17 protein-coding genes and 1 pseudogene are annotated in these 16,493 nt (G+C 66.8%); 14 read left to right on the plus strand and 4 right to left on the minus strand.

The annotated features are described in order from the left end of the window. The first annotated feature begins 28 nt into the window (after window positions 1-28). Together ACYVKX_RS11760 and ACYVKX_RS11765 are read left to right on the plus strand one after the other, a co-directional pair. On the plus strand, window positions 29-202 hold the full coding sequence (locus tag ACYVKX_RS11760) for an NADPH-dependent FMN reductase (RefSeq protein WP_460832310.1): 174 nt from the start codon (window positions 29-31) through the stop codon (window positions 200-202). A gap of 7 nt (window positions 203-209) precedes the next feature. Further along, window positions 210-605 (plus strand): NADPH-dependent FMN reductase, encoded by a 396-nt coding sequence (locus ACYVKX_RS11765; protein ID WP_460832312.1) that lies wholly within the window; start codon window positions 210-212, stop codon window positions 603-605. Between the two features lie 25 nt (window positions 606-630). On the opposite strand, the gene ACYVKX_RS11770 is transcribed toward ACYVKX_RS11765, so the two are convergent. After that, on the minus strand, window positions 631-1,329 hold the full coding sequence (locus ACYVKX_RS11770; protein ID WP_460832315.1) for a hypothetical protein: 699 nt from the start codon (window positions 1,327-1,329) through the stop codon (window positions 631-633). Window positions 1,330-1,929: 600 nt separating this feature from the next. On the opposite strand from ACYVKX_RS11770, the gene ACYVKX_RS11775 reads away from it, so the two are divergent. Beyond that, a complete protein-coding gene (locus tag ACYVKX_RS11775) occupies window positions 1,930-2,205 on the plus strand; it encodes a hypothetical protein (protein WP_343905673.1) in 276 nt (91 codons plus the stop codon). A gap of 105 nt (window positions 2,206-2,310) precedes the next feature. On the opposite strand, the gene ACYVKX_RS11780 is transcribed toward ACYVKX_RS11775, so the two are convergent. Continuing rightward, window positions 2,311-2,577, minus strand: a complete 267-nt coding sequence (locus ACYVKX_RS11780) for a hypothetical protein (RefSeq protein ID WP_460832321.1) — start codon at window positions 2,575-2,577, stop codon at window positions 2,311-2,313. Here ACYVKX_RS11780 and ACYVKX_RS11785 point away from each other — a divergent pair, their 5' ends adjacent. Next, window positions 2,578-2,703: a hypothetical protein gene (locus ACYVKX_RS11785; protein WP_460832324.1), complete on the plus strand. Its 126-nt coding sequence runs from the start codon at window positions 2,578-2,580 to the stop codon at window positions 2,701-2,703. It begins immediately after the preceding gene. A 101-nt stretch (window positions 2,704-2,804) separates the two neighbouring features. Further along, window positions 2,805-2,900 (plus strand): annotated as a pseudogene (locus tag ACYVKX_RS11790) (hypothetical protein); the annotation flags it as partial. An 89-nt stretch (window positions 2,901-2,989) separates the two neighbouring features. Here the strand turns inward: ACYVKX_RS11790 and ACYVKX_RS11795 are convergent. Further along, the gene (locus ACYVKX_RS11795) at window positions 2,990-3,874 is read right to left on the minus strand and encodes a hypothetical protein (protein ID WP_460832326.1); all 885 of its coding nucleotides are present in this window, start codon (window positions 3,872-3,874) and stop codon (window positions 2,990-2,992) included. A gap of 257 nt (window positions 3,875-4,131) precedes the next feature. Here ACYVKX_RS11795 and dnaK point away from each other — a divergent pair, with 257 nt between their 5' ends. The 9 genes from dnaK to cobA all read left to right on the plus strand — a co-directional run bounded on the left by dnaK (window position 4,132) and on the right by cobA (window position 14,284). After that, window positions 4,132-6,018: a molecular chaperone DnaK gene (gene dnaK, locus ACYVKX_RS11800; protein ID WP_460832329.1), complete on the plus strand. Its 1,887-nt coding sequence runs from the start codon at window positions 4,132-4,134 to the stop codon at window positions 6,016-6,018. Window positions 6,019-6,023: 5 nt separating this feature from the next. Next, window positions 6,024-6,650, plus strand: a complete 627-nt coding sequence (locus ACYVKX_RS11805; protein WP_460832331.1) for a nucleotide exchange factor GrpE — start codon at window positions 6,024-6,026, stop codon at window positions 6,648-6,650. Further along, window positions 6,637-7,665, plus strand: a complete 1,029-nt coding sequence (locus tag ACYVKX_RS11810; RefSeq protein ID WP_460832333.1) for a DnaJ C-terminal domain-containing protein — start codon at window positions 6,637-6,639, stop codon at window positions 7,663-7,665. The genes ACYVKX_RS11805 and ACYVKX_RS11810 overlap by 14 nt, the downstream gene beginning before the upstream one ends. A 171-nt stretch (window positions 7,666-7,836) precedes the next feature. Further along, a complete protein-coding gene (locus ACYVKX_RS11815) occupies window positions 7,837-8,136 on the plus strand; it encodes a chaperone modulator CbpM (protein WP_460832336.1) in 300 nt (99 codons plus the stop codon). 34 nt (window positions 8,137-8,170) lie between these two features. After that, on the plus strand, window positions 8,171-10,819 hold the full coding sequence (gene clpB, locus ACYVKX_RS11820) for an ATP-dependent chaperone ClpB (RefSeq protein ID WP_460832339.1): 2,649 nt from the start codon (window positions 8,171-8,173) through the stop codon (window positions 10,817-10,819). Between the two features lie 109 nt (window positions 10,820-10,928). Continuing rightward, a complete protein-coding gene (locus tag ACYVKX_RS11825) occupies window positions 10,929-12,323 on the plus strand; it encodes a DEAD/DEAH box helicase (protein ID WP_460832343.1) in 1,395 nt (464 codons plus the stop codon). A 295-nt stretch (window positions 12,324-12,618) separates the two neighbouring features. Beyond that, complete coding sequence (trxA, locus tag ACYVKX_RS11830; protein ID WP_460832347.1) at window positions 12,619-12,954, plus strand: thioredoxin; 336 nt, start codon at window positions 12,619-12,621, stop codon at window positions 12,952-12,954. A gap of 353 nt (window positions 12,955-13,307) precedes the next feature. Further along, window positions 13,308-13,526, plus strand: a complete 219-nt coding sequence (locus ACYVKX_RS11835) for a histidine phosphatase family protein (RefSeq protein ID WP_460832349.1) — start codon at window positions 13,308-13,310, stop codon at window positions 13,524-13,526. 5 nt (window positions 13,527-13,531) lie between these two features. Then, entirely contained in the window at window positions 13,532-14,284 is a 753-nt protein-coding gene (gene cobA, locus ACYVKX_RS11840) for a uroporphyrinogen-III C-methyltransferase (protein WP_460832352.1), read from the plus strand. An 807-nt stretch (window positions 14,285-15,091) separates the two neighbouring features. On the opposite strand, the gene ACYVKX_RS11845 is transcribed toward cobA, so the two are convergent. Further along, a complete protein-coding gene (locus tag ACYVKX_RS11845) occupies window positions 15,092-16,303 on the minus strand; it encodes an IS481 family transposase (protein ID WP_460832355.1) in 1,212 nt (403 codons plus the stop codon). Window positions 16,304-16,493 lie beyond the last annotated feature (190 nt).

A 16,493-nucleotide genomic window follows, 5' to 3' on the forward strand; every position in this document is an offset into this window, starting at 1 on the left:
CCAGGAAGCACGAACCCAGGAGGAACACATGACCATCTACAACGTCGGTTACTTCGTCGGAAGCCTTTCGTCGACGTCGATCAACCGCATCCTGTCCCGGTCCCTCATCCGGCTGGCTCCGGACGACTTGGAGTTCAGCGAGATTCCCATCGGCAACCTGCCGCTGTACAGCCCGGACTTCGACAGCGACTACCCGCCCTGATGCCCGGGTGCTCAAGGCGTCGATCGCTGCCGTCGACGCGGTGCTTTTCGTCTCACCCGAGTACAACCGTTCCATCCCCGGCGCGTTTAAGAACGCGATCGACTGGGCGTCTCGACCATGGGGGCAGAACTCCTTCGACCACATCCCGGCCGCGGTGATCGGAGCCTCCATCGGCCAGATCGGCACCGCGATGGGTCAACAGAGCCTGCGCGGCGTGCTCAGCTTCTGCAACGCCCGCCAGATGACCTCACCCGAGGCCTACATCCAGTTCTCGCCCGCGGTCTTCCTGGACGACGGTGAGATCACCGACGACTCCACCAGGGACTTCCTCCGCGCCTTCATGACCGAGTTCCGTACCTACGTCGAGATGGTCCTGACCGTCCTGCCAGGCCGACGGGAGTGAGGAACGGCGATCAGCGCCTGCCGGTTCACTCCTCCTGCGCTCCCGGCCGGGATTCCTGCCGGTAGGTGTAGGCGGCGGCCCGGACCGCCTCGTCGCTCTCCAGGCCGGCACCGAGGGCGCCACCCACGGTCGCCAGGGAGCTAGTGAGCCAGGCCAGCTTCAGGTAGTCGCCCACGTGCACGGCATGGCCGACGCCCTCCTCGAGCAGGTGGGTGGGCACCAGAACCGGTGAGGTCACGAGGGCGAGCAGGAGCAGCGCGGCGTAGAGGGAGAGCACACCCAGGACGACCGTTGCCGCGGTGGCCAGGTTGAAGAGGGTCACCTGCTTGCGGCCGCCCGGGTGTGACGTGTGCTCCCACAGGCCGGCGCCGGCGATGAGCGCGATCGTGATCCCCGCGACCGACCCCAGTGCGATCGCCGCGAGCCGGATCCAGTCGAGCGCGGCGCTCAGCTGCCAGATGTCGGGGGTGACGAGGGCGAACACCCCGGCTGCGAGTGCGGCGGTCAGCGCTCTCGAGAGCCCGATCGCCAGCCTCCACGGCTGGTTGGCCTGGATCATGCCGAGCAGCAGTCGCAGATTCCCGCTGAGTACTCTCGCGGTGAACACGACGCTGCCGTCTCCGTCTGGCCGCTGGCTCCTTCCGAGCTGGGTGGCGCGGCGCCCGAGACCGCCGCCACGGCCCGAGAGGGCGTCGTCCGCCGTGTCCCCGAGCAAGGTCCGCACGAGCCCGACGACCGTGTCACGGGTGCGTCGACGCAGTCGGACGGGGCCGAGCGCCGGTAGGCACACCACAGCGACGCCGTGCAGAGGGCTCGCATGAGCCACCACCGGCCGCCGGCGAACCTTCAGCGGCAGATCGGTGAGACAGACGACCAGGTCCCATCCTTCCCTCAAGAGCCGGTCCCTTGCCGCGGCGACGATGGTCGCGTCGTCGGAAGGTGGATACACGAGGGCGTCGACCACGGTGGACACTCGCCACTGAACGGTGGGCACGTGAGAACTCAGCTCAGCGTCTAGGTCGTCGGCGAGCATCGATGCAATCTCAGTCGCCGACCCCGGAGCCGAGATGATTCCGATCGCCACCTCATTCGCGCTCATGGGGAAGCGGCCGGGCTGCGCCGATGGTTTCGACCTTCGCGCGTCATGGTGCCAGTGTCGGATCAACGCGCTGCGTGAAGCAAGCGACAGGTCCCGGGACTGGCGCAACTGCGCTGGTCGGTCCTGGGCCGACTGAGGTCATGCGAGCAGCCTCGTGCCTCTGTCCCGGCGTTCTCAGGCTGGCTCCCGGAGGATGTACACGAGGCCCGCGTAGTGTGCCGCCATATGAAGGAGCGAGAGCTCGAGGCCAAAGTCATGCGGTTCGTTCGCGAGATCGGCATCGCCCCCGCAGGCAAGGTGCGCACGGTGGCCTTTGACTTCATGAGAGGCGTGGTCGTCATCGGCACCGACGAGGCCACCTATGCAGCACCTGCCGCAGGCTTGTGGTCTGACTATGCGGACAATGTGGCGAGGATCAGGCCCCGGCATGCCCCGCTGACCGAGTACCCGGACGGGCGAACCGAGTCGGATGTCCACGCCTGCGTGCCTCCTCCTGACTAGTGCTTCCGGTGACGGTCGCAGGCACCGCTCTCGACATTCTCGAAGACCACCTGCTCGCTCGGAAGGGCCCGGGCGACCAGCTGGACTGCGTCGCGATCGCTACGCTCACCGACGTTCTGACAGACCCCGGTCCGAGGTTCGTTGCCGCGCGAGACGGTTGCGACGATCCTCCTCGCGCTTTGAGTACGCGGCCGCGCGGATCGCCTCGTCCGACTCCAGGCCGCTGCCCAGACCCCCGCCAACGGTCGCCGCCGACGCCACGAACCAGGCGAGCACGAAGAGGTCGCGCCTCTGCAGGGCTTGTCTCGCCGGTTCTGGTTCACCCACGTCACTGACGTGGACACCGAGATCAAGGCGGGTGCGAACCTCCATGTGGCCACCCTGAGAGCCATCCTCGGACGCGACGCGGACGCCGCCGAGGCTGCCGCGCGGGATCTGAACGACTACCTGGTCGACTTCTCCTACGCCACGCTCAGTCCCCGGGGCGGGCGCCGGTGAGCGGGTCCGCCGTACTCGGCTCAGGCCGGTCGGCTCGATAGGGGAGCCATGGCGCAAGTTCCTGCGGGGGCTCACACGTTGCGGCTCCTGACCTACTTGGCACAGCAGGCCACGCCGGTGGCGCTGCGTCCATGTCCCGCGACCTGGCGTTGCCTCGCTCGACCACCTATCACCTGCTCGACACCATGATCGATGCCGGTTATGTAACGCACTACCCCGACGTGCGCAGTGTCCGGTCTGGCCCGGTGGACAGCATCTTCTTGGGCATGGGCGCATCCTTCCTGACTCAGGATGGTGCTGCCACGATTTCGCGACTGCGCTGGCCGAATCCATGGTCGCTGCAGCAATCGAGGAACTCGCGGGCGGCGTCGAGCTGGTGCTTGCGTCTCAACCATCGGCCGCCGTTGGCGCTCAGCCAGGCGTTGCACGGCACTTCGCGTTCAAGTGCCGCGAACTTGTCTCGAAGGGCGGGGGCTCTCGGTGCGTCAGTGAGCAGATCTGCGGGCTCGGCGGCGACGAGTGCTGCGACCATGTCGTTCAGAGCCGCGAGCGCTTCGGGCCCGGACAAGGGAGCGGCGTCACCTGTGATGAGGACGGGGGTGGGTTGTTGGTTGAGCTCTGCCCAGGATTGGCGCCACTGCCGGCGAAGCTCCCAGGCCTGTGTGCTGAGGGGCTCGGCGTTGAACGCGGGCACCATTCCCCACTCACTGACTGTGGCGCTCGGTGAGTTCGCGCCCATCATGACGACCGGCGTGAGGTGTCGCAGCGCGTCGATGTGGGTCAGGTCGGTGTCGTGAACCCATCGCGCGCAGTAGAGCAGGTGGCGCATGGCGGTACTTCGGTGGGCCACGGACGCTTCGGCGTAGGCAGAGACCGCTGCGGGGCTCGCGGTGGTAGCGAGGTTGGGGCGGGCGGGGAGAACTAGCGGCCGTCGGGCGCCGGGGATGCGCAGATCGACGGCAAGCCGATCGAGCTGGCGAGCATCGGCGCGGCTGCCGACTGCGGTGACCGCGCGCCAGTCGATGGTGACGCCGTGTGACTCCAACTCTCTTGCGAGTTGACTGGCAAGGTAGCTCAGCGGGCAGTCGAAGTCGCCAAAGATCATCGTCGAGAACGAGGGTGGCGTTGACGTGGTGGGTTCCGTGCGTGCGGGTAGTCGTGGCGTGGTCACGTGGTCGTCTCCTCAGGGTCCCCGGGTTGGTTCGGGCAGGGACTCGTCCAGCAGCCCGTGGTCCTGACGCCGAGGTGCCGTGGACGCATTCTCAGGGTGGGATGGACGGGGCTGTGAGGCAATCCCTGGGTTGACAGTGCTTGTCGGATTCGTGTGTAGCGCTCGCGGCGGGTTCAGTTCTAGGCTCGGCGATGTCGCTCCCCTCGAAACGACCAGGGCGGCGACTTGAAGCGGCATCGACGGGAGGGATCTGAACGATGGCGAAGGCAGTGGGAATTGACCTCGGCACCACCAACTCGGTGGTGGCTGCGATGGAGGGCGGGCAGCCGGTTGTCGTGCCCAACGCGGAAGGAGCGCGGACGACGCCGAGTGTCGTGGCCTTCACCGAGTCCGGCGAACGGCTGGTGGGCCAGCTGGCTCGTCGGCAGGCGGTGCTCAACCCCAAGGGGACGGTCGCGTCGGCCAAGCGGTTCATCGGTCGGCGGTATGACGAGGTCGAGTCAGAGAAATCCACAGTGGCCTATGACGTGGTGAATGGACCTGACGGTGCGGTCCGCTTCGATATCCGCGGCAAGAAGTATGCCCCGGAGGAGATTTCTGCTCAGGTCTTGCGCAAGCTGGTCGACGACGCTGCCAAGTTCTTGGGCGAGCGGGTCACCGAGGCGGTCATCACGGTCCCGGCGTACTTCAACGACGCGCAGCGGCAGGCGACCAAGGATGCCGGCAAGATCGCGGGGCTCGAGGTGCTGCGCATCATCAACGAGCCCACGGCTGCCGCGTTGGCCTACGGAATGGACAAGCGCGAGAACGAGACCGTGCTGGTGTTCGATCTGGGCGGCGGTACCTTCGACGTGAGCATCTTGACCGTCGGCGATGGGGTGGTGGAGGTGCGCTCGACCGCGGGGGACACCCACCTCGGTGGCGATGACTTCGACCGCAAGGTCGTCGACTACATCGCCGAGCAGTTCCAGAGCGATCACGGGATCGACCTTCGCAAGGATGCCCAGGCGCTCCAACGCCTGTTCGAGGCCGCGGAGAAGGCCAAGGTGGAGCTGTCGACGGTGTCGCAGACAACGATCAGCCTCCCGTTCGTCACCGCCGACGCGTCGGGCCCGAAGCACCTCGAGATGACCTTGATGCGCTCGAAGTTCGACCAGCTCACCGCCGACCTGGTCGAGCGCTGTCTGGGACCGGTCGAGCGGGCCATTGCCGATGCCAAGCTGACCGCCAATGAGATCGACGAGGTGATCCTCGTGGGGGGCTCGACACGGATTCCGGCAGTCCAGCAGCTGGTGAAGAGGCTGACCAAGGGCAAAGAGCCGAACATGACGGTGAACCCCGATGAGGTGGTCGCCGTCGGCGCAGCCGTGCAGGCCGCCATCATCAAGGGTGAGGTCAAGGACGTCCTGCTGCTCGACGTCACTCCTTTGTCGTTGGGGCTAGAGACGTTGGGTGGGGTGATGACGACGGTGATCGAGCGGAACACCACGATCCCGGCGCGGCGCTCGGAGACCTTCTCCACCGCGGAGGACAACCAGACCGCGGTGGACATCGTGGTCCTCCAGGGCGAGCGTGAGAAGGCTGCCGACAACCGGGTCTTGGCAAGGTTCCGCCTGGAGAACATCCGGCCCGCACCTCGCGGAGTGCCGCAGGTCGAGGTCACCTTCGACATCGACGCCAACGGGATCTTGCATGTCAGCGCCCGCGACAAGGACACCGGTGCCGAGCAGGCCATCACGATCAGTGAGTCCTCGAACCTCGACCAGTCCGAGGTGGAACGAATGATCGCAGATGCGGAGGCCCACCGCGGCGAGGACGAGGCCCTCCGTACCCGTGTGGAGGCGCGAAACGAGCTAGATGCGGTTGCCTATGGTGTCCAGCGGCAACTGGGCGATCTGGGTGACCGTGTCGCCGAGCACGACCGCGCTCGGGCCGAACTCCTGGTCGCCCAGGCCCGGGAGCTCGTCGACGACCCGGACGCCTCTCCAAGCGCCATGCGTGAGCTCGCCAGCGAGCTGGCACAGGTCGCTGCCGGGCTCTCGGCCAGCGGGGCCGCCCAACCTGACGGCAGCAGCGACGGTGCTCCCGGCCGCGCCGCAGCTGAGGATGACGACGTCATCGACGCGGACTTCACCACCAGCTGACCACGATGGACACCAACCCCGCGTCCCGGGCCGGGCAGCACGGCCCTGGAGACCCCTCCACGCACTCGACGACACACTCACGGGGACGTCCGGCACCGAACGGCGAGGAAGCAACGCCTGAGCAGGCAGATGAGTCCGCTGCCACCGCCAGCACCACGCAACCGGACGCCGACGAGGTAGCGCGTCTGCGCCAGCAGGTCGCGGAGTTGGAGGACCGGTGGCGGCGGGCCGTGGCGGAGGCAGACAATGCACGCAAGCGGTATGCGCGCGATCTTGAGCGAGCTCTCGCCGAAGCGCGGGGTGAGGTTGCCCGGGCATGGTTACCGGTCCTAGACAGCCTCGACCTGGCCCTGCAGCACGCCGACGCCGACCGGGACAGCATTCTCGCGGGGGTACAACGTGTGAGATCGCAGGCCCACGAGGTGGTCGCGTCGATGGGTTACCCCCGCATGGAGGTCCAAGGAGCCGCCTTCGATCCATCGCAGCACGAGGCGGTCTCGACGTTGCCCGCTGCCGAGTACCCGGCCGGAGCCGTCGTCCACGAGGTGCGCGCGGGCTATGGCACTCCAGGCCAGGTGCTGCGGCCTGCAGCGGTCGTGGTAGCGACCGGGGACGTCGATGCCGGACGCTGAGGACTTCTACGCCGAGCTCGGCGTGCCACGATCTGCGTCGCAGGACGAGATCCAACGCGCTTACCGCAAGCTCGCACGCAAGTACCATCCCGACGTCAACAAGGATCCCGGCGCCGAGGCGAGGTTCAAGCGCATCTCGCAGGCATACGACGTGCTCTCCGACCCCGACACCCGCGGCAAGTACGACCGTTACGGTCCGGACTTTCGTCGGGTCGTCGAGACGGGCGGCGCCGCAGGTGGCGCCCCGGGTAGCGGTGCTGGTGGGTGGCCTGGCGGCGGCAGGTCCGGTCCCGGGTGGGGGGGAGGTGCTGCCGGCGGAGATGCGGGCGGCTGGCAGGTCTACGGCGACGACCTCGGTGGCGTCGACATCGAGGACCTCTTCGGGGGGATGTTCTCCGGACGCCGCGGCGGCTTCGGGGGTCGGGTGCCGGGCGCGGATCAGGAGGTGGAGATCACCGTCAGTGTCGAGGACGCCTACCACGGCACCAAACGGCAGCTGCAGCTGAGTTCTGCGGAGGGGGTCAAGACGATCGATGTCACGGTGCCCGCGGGTGTCACCGACGGTCAGCGGATCAGGTTGGGTGGCCAGGGCGGCGCCGGCAGCGGCGGGGCGCCCGCGGGCGACCTGTACCTCGTGGTTAGGTTGGCCCCCCACCATCGGTACCGTGTGTCGGGTCGGGATCTGACCGTTGACCTCCCTCTGACGCCGCCCGAGGCGGCGCTGGGCGCCGAGGTCGAGGTGCTCACCCCAGGCGGGGCCGTCACGGTCAAGGTGCCACATGGCACCTCGAGCGGCGGGAAGCTCCGGCTCAAGGGTAGAGGGCTGCCCGGTCGCGGCAAGAACCCAGCCGGTGACCTCTTCGCCCAAGCCAGCATCAAGGTGCCACGGCACCTGTCCGACGAAGAGCGTGACCTGTATGAGCGCCTGAACCAGATCTCGACTTTCGACCCTCGCGGGGATCGGCCCGCGCGCGCATCAGGCTCGCGTTCCTCGACGCGCAAGGAGCGGTCATGAGCACTCAGCCGTCACCAGGGGCTGCCCTTCGGGCGCAAGCGCTGCACCAGGCGAGTAGCCGTGCGCGTAGGCACCCGGCCGTGGCAGACCGATCCGGCGACACCTGGACAGGATCGCGTGATGGGCACGAGTGAGTGATGGGCAGGAGTGAGTGATGGGCAGGAGTGAGTGATGGGCTACCAGCTGGTGCCGGTCCCACGGCTGAGCCTGGACGCGTTCGCCGCCATGACCGGGCTCCACCCCGAGTTGGTGCGCCGTCTGATCGTGTTGGGGATAGTCGAACCGACCCGCGATGCCAACGGCCAATGGTGTTTTGACCGATCGCAGGTCCGGGCGGTTGCACGCATGCAACGACTGCGCTCGTCGTTCGCGCTCAACTACTCCGCGCTGGGTCTGGTGATGGACCTGCTGAACCGAATCGATGCGCTGGAATCCGAGCGTCGGACCGAGCGCACCTCGCAACCGTCCTGACCCCGAACACATGCCTGAGTGAGGAGACACCATCATGGACATGAACCGCTTGACTCAGAAGTCGCAAGAGGCCCTCCACGATGCACAGACCAAGGCGCTGCGCTACTCGCACACCGAGGTCGACGGGGAGCATCTGCTCCTGGCGCTTCTCGATCAGCCCGAGGGTCTGGTGCCGCGGCTCGTGGAGCGAGCGGGAGGCAACCTCGAAGCGCTGCGGCGCGACCTGGAAGCCGAGCTCGAACGCCGCCCACGCGTCACCGGCCCCGGGAGCATGCCAGGTCAGATCCATGTCACGCAGCGACTGTCGACGCTGCTGGAACGCGCCGACGCGCAGGCTCGCGCGCTCAAGGACGAGTACGTCTCGGTCGAGCACCTCATGATGGCGCTCCTCGAGGAGGGCTCCAGTTCGGGAGCAGGGCGGGTGCTGAACCGGCACCACGTGAACGCGGATGGCTTCCTGGCTGCGTTGAGCGAGGTCCGTGGCAACCAGCGGGTGACTTCGGCCATGCCCGAGGTGGCGTACGAGGCACTGGAGAAGTACGGCCGCGATCTGGTAGCCGAGGCCGCCACCGGCAAGTTGGACCCGGTGATCGGGCGGGACACCGAGATTCGTCGTGTCGTGCAGATCCTCTCACGCAAGACGAAGAACAACCCGGTGCTGATCGGGGAACCCGGGGTCGGCAAGACCGCGATTGTCGAAGGCTTGGCGCAGCGCATCACCAACGGGGACGTCCCGGAGGGGTTGCGGGACAAGATCGTGTTCGCGTTGGACATGGGGTCACTGATCGCAGGCGCGAAGTACCGCGGGGAGTTCGAGGAGCGGCTCAAGGCAGTGTTGAACGAGGTCAAGGCAGCCGAGGGGCAGATCTTGTTGTTCGTCGACGAGATGCACACCATCGTCGGCGCCGGTGCATCCGAGGGGGCCATGGATGCAGGCAACATGCTCAAGCCCATGCTTGCACGCGGTGAGCTGCACATGATCGGCGCGACGACCCTCGATGAGTATCGGCAGCACATCGAGAAGGACGCTGCCCTCGAACGCCGCTTCCAGCCGGTGCTGGTCGACGAACCAGACGTCGAGGATGCCTTGTCGATCCTGCGGGGCATTCGGGAGCGGCTGGAGGTCTTCCACGGAGTGAAGATCCAAGACACGGCGCTGGTGGCCGCAGTGACCTTGAGCCATCGCTACATCTCAGATCGTTTCTTGCCCGATAAGGCGATCGACCTGGTCGACGAGGCCTGCGCGATGCTGCGCACCGAGATCGACTCGCTCCCTGCCGAGCTTGACGAGCTGACCCGTCGAGTTACGCGCCTGGAGATCGAGGAGGCAGCGCTGTCCCACGAGGAGGACCCGGCAAGCCAGGCCCGGCTGGAGGACCTGCGCAAGGAGCTGGCTGACGTACGTGCCGAGGCCGACGCGATGCGCGCTCAGTGGGAGGCCGAGCGACAGGCACTTCGCAAAGCGCAGGCTCTGCGCGCCGAGATCGAGCACGTGAAGGTCGCAGCAGAGCAGGCAGAGCGCGAGTACGACCTTAACGGAGCAGCCGAGCTGCGACATGGCCGCCTCCCCGAACTCCAGGAGCGCCTGGCGGCCGCCGAGGAGCAGCTCGCCGTCAAGCAGCGTGACCGTCGGCTTCTGCGTGAGGTCGTCACCGAGGACGAGATCGCCGCAATCGTGTCGCGGTGGACCGGAATCCCGGTTCACCGACTGCAGGAGGGGGAGCGAGACAAGCTGCTTCGCCTCGACGAGGTGTTGCACGAGCGTGTGGTGGGCCAAGACGAGGCGGTCCAGGTCGTCGCGGACGCCATCATCCGGGCGCGGTCGGGGATCAAGGACCCCCGCCGACCGATCGGATCGTTTATGTTCCTCGGCCCCACGGGCGTCGGCAAGACCGAGCTGGCCAAGGCGCTGGCCGCCTCCTTGTTCGACACGGACGAGAACATCGTGCGCGTCGACATGAGCGAGTACCAGGAGCGGCACACGGTCTCGCGGTTGGTCGGCGCACCCCCGGGCTACGTCGGATACGACGAGGGTGGTCAGCTGACAGAAGCCGTGCGACGCAAGCCGTACTCGGTCGTGCTGTTCGACGAGGTCGAGAAGGCACACCCTGACGTGTTCAACATCTTGTTGCAGGTCCTCGACGACGGGCGCCTCACGGACAGCCAGGGCCGAACCGTGGACTTCCGCAACACGGTGCTCATCATGACGTCGAACATCGGCTCGCCCTATCTGCTCGATGGCGTGACCAGGGACGGAGAGATCAGCGACGCCGCGCGAGACAGCGTGATGGCCGAATTGCGGGGCCACTTCCGTCCAGAGTTCTTGAACCGGATCGACGAGATCGTGTTGTTCAAGCCATTGGCAATGAGCGAGATCGAACGCATTGCCGACCTGATGCTCGACGAACTCCGTAATCGGCTCACCGATCGTCGGATCAGCCTCGAAGTGACCGAGAAGGCACTCGCCTACATCGCCGAGCAAGGCTTCGACCCCGTCTACGGTGCGCGACCGCTGAGGCGCTTCATCGCGCGGGAGGTCGAGACGCGCATCGGCCGACAGCTGCTGGCACAGGCCATCCCCGACGGCGCCACCTTACTGGTCGACGTCGAGGCCGGGCAGATCCTGGTCCAGCACCAGCCAGCAGACGATGCGGAGTCCTCGACGCCCAGCCCAAGATCATGAGATCCGCCTCGGCAAAGACCCGGGCATGCGAACACCTCGCATTCGGTGCCCTGCTCTCCGGGGGCACTCACTCAGACGGGCCTACCGGCCGGCCCGGCGGGCGACTCACGTGCGCAAGCTGACATCTCCGCCTCTCAGCGCCGAGCAGCACGGGGTAGTCGGCGACCCGACGCCGGGCGTAGTTGGCCTGCACGGGCCAGCTGGCTCGGGCAAGACAGCGGTCGCGATCCGCCGGGCCGCAGAACTTGCCCGCGTCCGGCTGCGCGAGCGGGAGGAAGCCTCCTCGTCCGAGCCTGTGCGTGTCACGCTACTGGTCTACGACACTCCACTCGTCGGCTACGTGGGTGACGTCGTCGCTCACCACCTCCCACGACATCCGTTACTGAGGGTCAGGGTCGAGACCCCGCAGACCTTCAACCGCAGCGTCGCCAAGTACCACGGTCTCACCTGGCCGAAGAATGCACGGGAAAAGCGGATCTGGGAGCTCGGCGAGGGCCTAGGACTCAGCCATGGTCGGTTGCGCTACGAGGTCGATCAGGTACTGGGGACCTACCACCCTGATCGGCTTAACGAATACATCACCGGCCACCCGACGGCCCCAGCATTCAACGCACACGAGGAGCTGACCCCCGAGCTGCGCCGAGCGGTCGTCGACCGTGTGGTCGTGCCCTTGCACCAGTTCAAGGCCGAGCACGGTCTAGTAGATGACCACGACCTGGCCGCCATGGCCGCGGCGGCCCCTAGCTCGACTGAGACCCAGAGCGACATCCTCGTCGTGGACGATGCGCAGCACGCCTCAGCGACCCAGGTCCGGGCCATCGCCAGGCACACAGCACCGGAGCATGCGTCGACATTCGTGTTCGACGACCTGTCGGGTGTGCCTTCACGCGCCACGGCGCTTGTCGAGCACACCCACCACCTCAGCCGTGGCTGGCGCTGCCCCGGATCGGTGGTCGCGCTCGCCACAGGCATCCTCGGGTCACGACCACAAGACGGCATCGCACTCCACAAGCACGCGGCCGCTGAGGCCCCCCGCGGGATTCGACCCACCCTGTGGGGCGATCCCCGTCGCCTGATCGACCACTTGGTGCGCCAGCTGGAGGACCTCGACCCGGTCGAGCAAAGCGCCCTCGTAGTTTCGTTCGGCGGACCGGAACACCTGAGCCAGGTGCGAGTCACCTTGGAGGCCGCCGGCATCGATTTCGCCGAGCTCGACGAGGCTCGCCCATGGCCCGCGGACGAGCCGGGGGTCGCGATCGCGGAACCTCACGCAGTTACGGGTCTCGAGTTCGACCACGTCGCAGTACTTGACATCAACGCCGAGCAAGCGACCGCGTCCGAGACTGCTCGGCACGGTGTCCCGCTGGAGGTTCTGCGCCGTGCGCTCGCAACGACGGTCCTGCGCGCCCGCAAGAGCGTCACGCTCGGGTACGACGCGAGGAAGCCGCCGGGCCTGGCTCGTTGCATCGAACCAGCGACCGTAGTCGACGTCCCGTACCGATAACACCCCAACCGCGACAAGCCCGATCGTTGCTTCGGTCGTGCTCGACCAGCTCTCTGATCGTGCTCATCCAGGAGGACTCACCAGGACCTAGACTCGGAAGAGAGCATCCAGCTGGGCCGCCGGGCCGCCGAGCTCGACCAGGGCTCAAGGGTCCCCGAAGGCGAGGAAGGCAGACCACATGTCAACAGCAGTGACTTCGGTGGTTCCGTGCCCGGCGTGCGGCACGAAGAACCGGGTACCCGCAGCCGGCAGCGGACGGCCGTCGTGCGGGAAGTGTCATGAGCCTCTGCCCTGGATGGTGGATGCCAGCGACGCCACCTTCGACTCTGTCATCCGCGACGCGGCTCTACCCGTTCTGGTGGACCTGTGGGCGCCCTGGTGCGACCCCTGCCGGCAGATCAGCCCAGCGCTGGAGAAGATCGCTACCCAGATGGCCGGCTCGCTCAAGCTGGTCAAGGTCAACGTCGACCACAACCCCGCGACAGCGTCGCGTTACGACGCCCGGGCGATCCCCACTCTCATGATCCTGCGGCGGGGCGAGGTCCTCGCTCGACGCGCCGGCGCCGCACCCGCTCACGACCTCCGACGATGGATCGAACGAACGCTCGAGGGTGGAGCCGCGGCTGGATGACCCCTTGCCGGACGGTCACAGCCGGACGGTCACAAGACCTCGGTCCGGAAGCTAGGCCTTGCTCGGGGTGGAAGAAGTGATCGCGATCTTGCGCGGCTGGGATGCTGGCGAGATCGGGATCGATAGGCGAGCACCCCGTCTGTCCGTGGCCATGAAAAAGTCCCCGCTGGTGGCCAGGTAGCGGTCCCCGCTGGTGGCCATGGGTTGTCCCCGGTGGTGGCCGTGTAGAAGTCCCCGCTCCTCGTTCTTCGCGTGTCGTGACAGCTCGTGAGGGCCCTGCGTGGCGACGGTGACGATGCCTAGTCAGCCGTCGTCACCACGCAGGGTCTTCATTGAAGAACGAGAGAGAACGGATGGACATCAGCGAGTCGCACATGGACGTGTACGACCGCATGGGTGCTGTGCTCAGCGACCTCGACCGCGGCTACGTATCCGTCCTCGTGTCGCACGGGGACGCGATACGGTCCGCCGTCGCGTACCTCCAAGGCATGAAGCCACACGAAGCACCGTGGGTCGACGTCCCCAACGGCGCCGTGGCCATCGGCGACCACCTCACCTGGCTTGGACAATGACGCTCATGCCTGACCAAGCCCTTTGCCTTGACCCAGCCTCCTTCACCGGAGTCACACTCGTCGGCGCCGGCCCAGGCGACCCGGACCTCATCACGATCGCCGGCCTCAAGGCGCTGCTCGGCGCGGATGTCGTCGTGACCGATCGGCTGGTGCCTCATGAGTTGCTTGCGGGGCTCGCTCCCGATGTGGAGCTCATCGACGTCGCCAAGTTCCCGCGCAGCCGGTTCACCGCCCAAAAAGACATCAACGCCGTCCTGCTCGACCGGGCACGAGCCGGAAAGAGGGTCGTCCGCCTCAAGGGAGGCGACAGCCACGTCTTCGGACGAGGGTTCGAGGAGGTGCTTCACCTGCAACAAGCCGGGGTCCCGGTCCGTGTCATCCCCGGCCTCTCCTCGTCCATCTCCGTACCAGCGCTGGCGGGAATCCCCGTCACACACCGAGGTGTCGTCCACGACTTCACCGTCGTCTCAGGACACGTACCGCCCCGCCACCCTGACAGCCTCGTCAACTGGGACGCCCTGGCCGCATCAAGAGGCACGATCGTTCTGATGATGGCCGTCCACAACGCCGCTGTGATCGCCCAGACCCTCATCGATGGCGGACGCCACACCGGTCAGCCCGCGGCCATCGTCGTGGACGGATCAATGGCGAGCGAACGCGTCATCCGCACGACCTTGAGTCAACTCGGGGAGTCGATCGACAACGAAGAGGTACAGCCGCCGGCGATCATTGTGGTCGGTGACGTAGCCGCGCTCTGACGTGCCCCTCATGTTCCTCGGGCAAGGGATGCCCACTCCGGAGCCGCCACACCCGGGGAAGTGCCACCCGTGACGGTTTCGGTCGGCCTCGCGCTGCTCGCCGCGGTGCCGTTGGCGCCTGACACGGTGCTGGTCTTCACAGTGCACCACGGGGACGAACACGGGCAGGAGGCCCGGTCGATCGTGCACGTCGCCGCGACGGCCACGGGCCGTCGGCCTCTGCGCCCTGGGAGTCTCGGCTCTCCCCTCGCCCGCTGAGGGTGCCGGGGTGACGCTTTCGCTGGGCGGCTCATTCTGGCCTGGTCGCCCGTGGCGCGCACGTGGGCGATCCGGGGACTCGTCGCTTGAGCACTGACGCTGGATGCGGGCCTTCTCTACCTCGTGTGGGGGCTGGCTTGAACCGTGGGTGAGGAGCTCGCGCCTTTGGGCGTTGCGAAACATTTGCTCGACCTTGGGCAGCTGGTTGCCCAGCATCGTGGCGATGGATAGACGCGGGTAGTGAGCCTGGCTCTCCGAACCCACTTGCGATTCGAGTCATGCCGCGCTTATGTACCGAAAACGCCAGCGCAAGCCCTCTATTACGAGCAGACAGCATCAAGACGGTGCAGGGTCGCGCCGCTGGCTTGTGCGCGTCTGCGCAGGTCAGAGCACACGCCGGCAAGTGTGGTCAAACAAGCCCGTTGCGAGACGAGCACGCGCTGGAGGTCCAGAGGTCGCAGGTTCAAATCCTGCCCCCGCTACCATGTGATGTCTCAAGACATCACGGAGGGCCGAACCCAATAGACGTGGGTTCGGCCCTCCTTCATTTCAGCGGGTGGGGCCGGGTGGGCGTCCGGTGGGTTGGTAGCGCTTGGATGGGTCGAGGACGAGCTCGCGGAGCAGTTCGCCGGTGGCGGCGTCGATGATCCTGATCTCGAGGTCCTGGGACAGGACGATGACGCGGGTTCCGGTGTGGGTTCGACCGATGCCGATGGAGTACATCTGGCCCTGGTAGCGCCAAGTGATCTTGCCGGCCTTGTCGACCTTGTCGTGGCGGACCCGGTCGTGGGTGTCGTCGTCGCGGTTGCCGGTGCTCGGGGTCGCCTTGGGCCGAGTCGTGTAGACCGCGCTGGGTGTTGCCCGATGGGGCAGGGATCGGTGCGGTCGGTGGTCGTTGTACTCCTCGACGAAGGCGTCGAGGAGTGCCTGGAGGTCGTCGATCGTGGTGGGCTGCTCGGGTTGTCCGCGGAGCCACTTCTTCAGGGTCTGCTGGAACCGCTCGACCTTGCCCTGGGTCTGGGGGTGGTTGGGCTTCCCGTTCTTCTGGACGATCCCGAGCCGGCGGAGCTCGGTCTCGAGCCCATTGCGGGTGCCGGCGCCCTTCTTGCCCTGGGAGAGCCGGGTGGTGAACACCATCCCGTTGTCGGTCAGCGTCGAGGCCGGAATCCCGTGCTCGGCAACGGTTTCGCGGAAAGTGGCCAGCACGATCGGGCCGGTGACCCGGCGATGGGCAGTGACCGACAGGGCGAAGCGGGAGCAGTCGTCGAGCCAGCTCAGGATCTCGGTGTCGGCACCCGGTCGGCGGTCGGGTCGGGTGAGTCGGTAGTGGGTGAAGTCGGCCTGCCAGCACTCGTTGGGCATGGCCGCAGCGAATCGGATGTAGGACGACTTCGGCTTCTTCTTCGGCTCCGGGACCACCAGCCCGGCCTTGGTCAGATGCCGGGCGATGGTGGCTCTGGAGACGGTGACGCCGTGGTGATGGGCCAGGTGCCAGCCGATGGTGTCGGGGCCGGAGTCCAGGCCGGCGGTGGACAGCTTCTCGCGCAGCTCGAGGATCAGGTCGACAGTCTCGGCAGGGGTGGTGTTCGGGTTCGATACGGGCCGTCGGGAGCGGGGTTCGAACGCAGCATCGCCCTCGCGGCGGTAGCGGGCCAGGAGCTCGTAGAGCCAGGAGACAGAGACGCCGTACTGGGCGGCGACGTGGGCAACGGGTCGGTTCTCGACCACCACCGAGGTGATCAGCAATCGGTTGAGTGTCACGCCCGCACGCTGACGGCGGGGCTGTGCTCATTCCGGGATGTCGCGCGACATCAGTCCGGGATGTCTTGAGACATGTGTCCGGGATGTCCTGAACCACAACACTGCCCCCGCTACCAGATCAGGTGTGGGCGGCCACGAGAAACTGCCCGGAGACGGCCACGAAACTGCCCGCTGGCGGACATGAGAACTG

This window comes from Nocardioides hungaricus (genome assembly GCF_054782915.1).

What these genes read in the sequence shown, in the direction of transcription:
- ACYVKX_RS11760 (WP_460832310.1), top strand. Translation starts at nt 29, where the DNA reads ATGACCATCTACAACGTCGGTTACTTCGTCGGAAGCCTTTCGTCGACG.
- ACYVKX_RS11775 (WP_343905673.1), top strand. Translation starts at nt 1,930, where the DNA reads ATGAAGGAGCGAGAGCTCGAGGCCAAAGTCATGCGGTTCGTTCGCGAG.
- ACYVKX_RS11780 (WP_460832321.1), bottom strand. Translation starts at nt 2,577, where the DNA reads ATGGAGGTTCGCACCCGCCTTGATCTCGGTGTCCACGTCAGTGACGTG.
- dnaK (WP_460832329.1), top strand. Translation starts at nt 4,132, where the DNA reads ATGGCGAAGGCAGTGGGAATTGACCTCGGCACCACCAACTCGGTGGTG.
- ACYVKX_RS11805 (WP_460832331.1), top strand. Translation starts at nt 6,024, where the DNA reads ATGGACACCAACCCCGCGTCCCGGGCCGGGCAGCACGGCCCTGGAGAC.
- ACYVKX_RS11810 (WP_460832333.1), top strand. Translation starts at nt 6,637, where the DNA reads ATGCCGGACGCTGAGGACTTCTACGCCGAGCTCGGCGTGCCACGATCT.
- ACYVKX_RS11815 (WP_460832336.1), top strand. Translation starts at nt 7,837, where the DNA reads ATGGGCTACCAGCTGGTGCCGGTCCCACGGCTGAGCCTGGACGCGTTC.
- clpB (WP_460832339.1), top strand. Translation starts at nt 8,171, where the DNA reads ATGGACATGAACCGCTTGACTCAGAAGTCGCAAGAGGCCCTCCACGAT.
- trxA (WP_460832347.1), top strand. Translation starts at nt 12,619, where the DNA reads ATGGTGGATGCCAGCGACGCCACCTTCGACTCTGTCATCCGCGACGCG.
- ACYVKX_RS11835 (WP_460832349.1), top strand. Translation starts at nt 13,308, where the DNA reads ATGGACATCAGCGAGTCGCACATGGACGTGTACGACCGCATGGGTGCT.
- cobA (WP_460832352.1), top strand. Translation starts at nt 13,532, where the DNA reads ATGCCTGACCAAGCCCTTTGCCTTGACCCAGCCTCCTTCACCGGAGTC.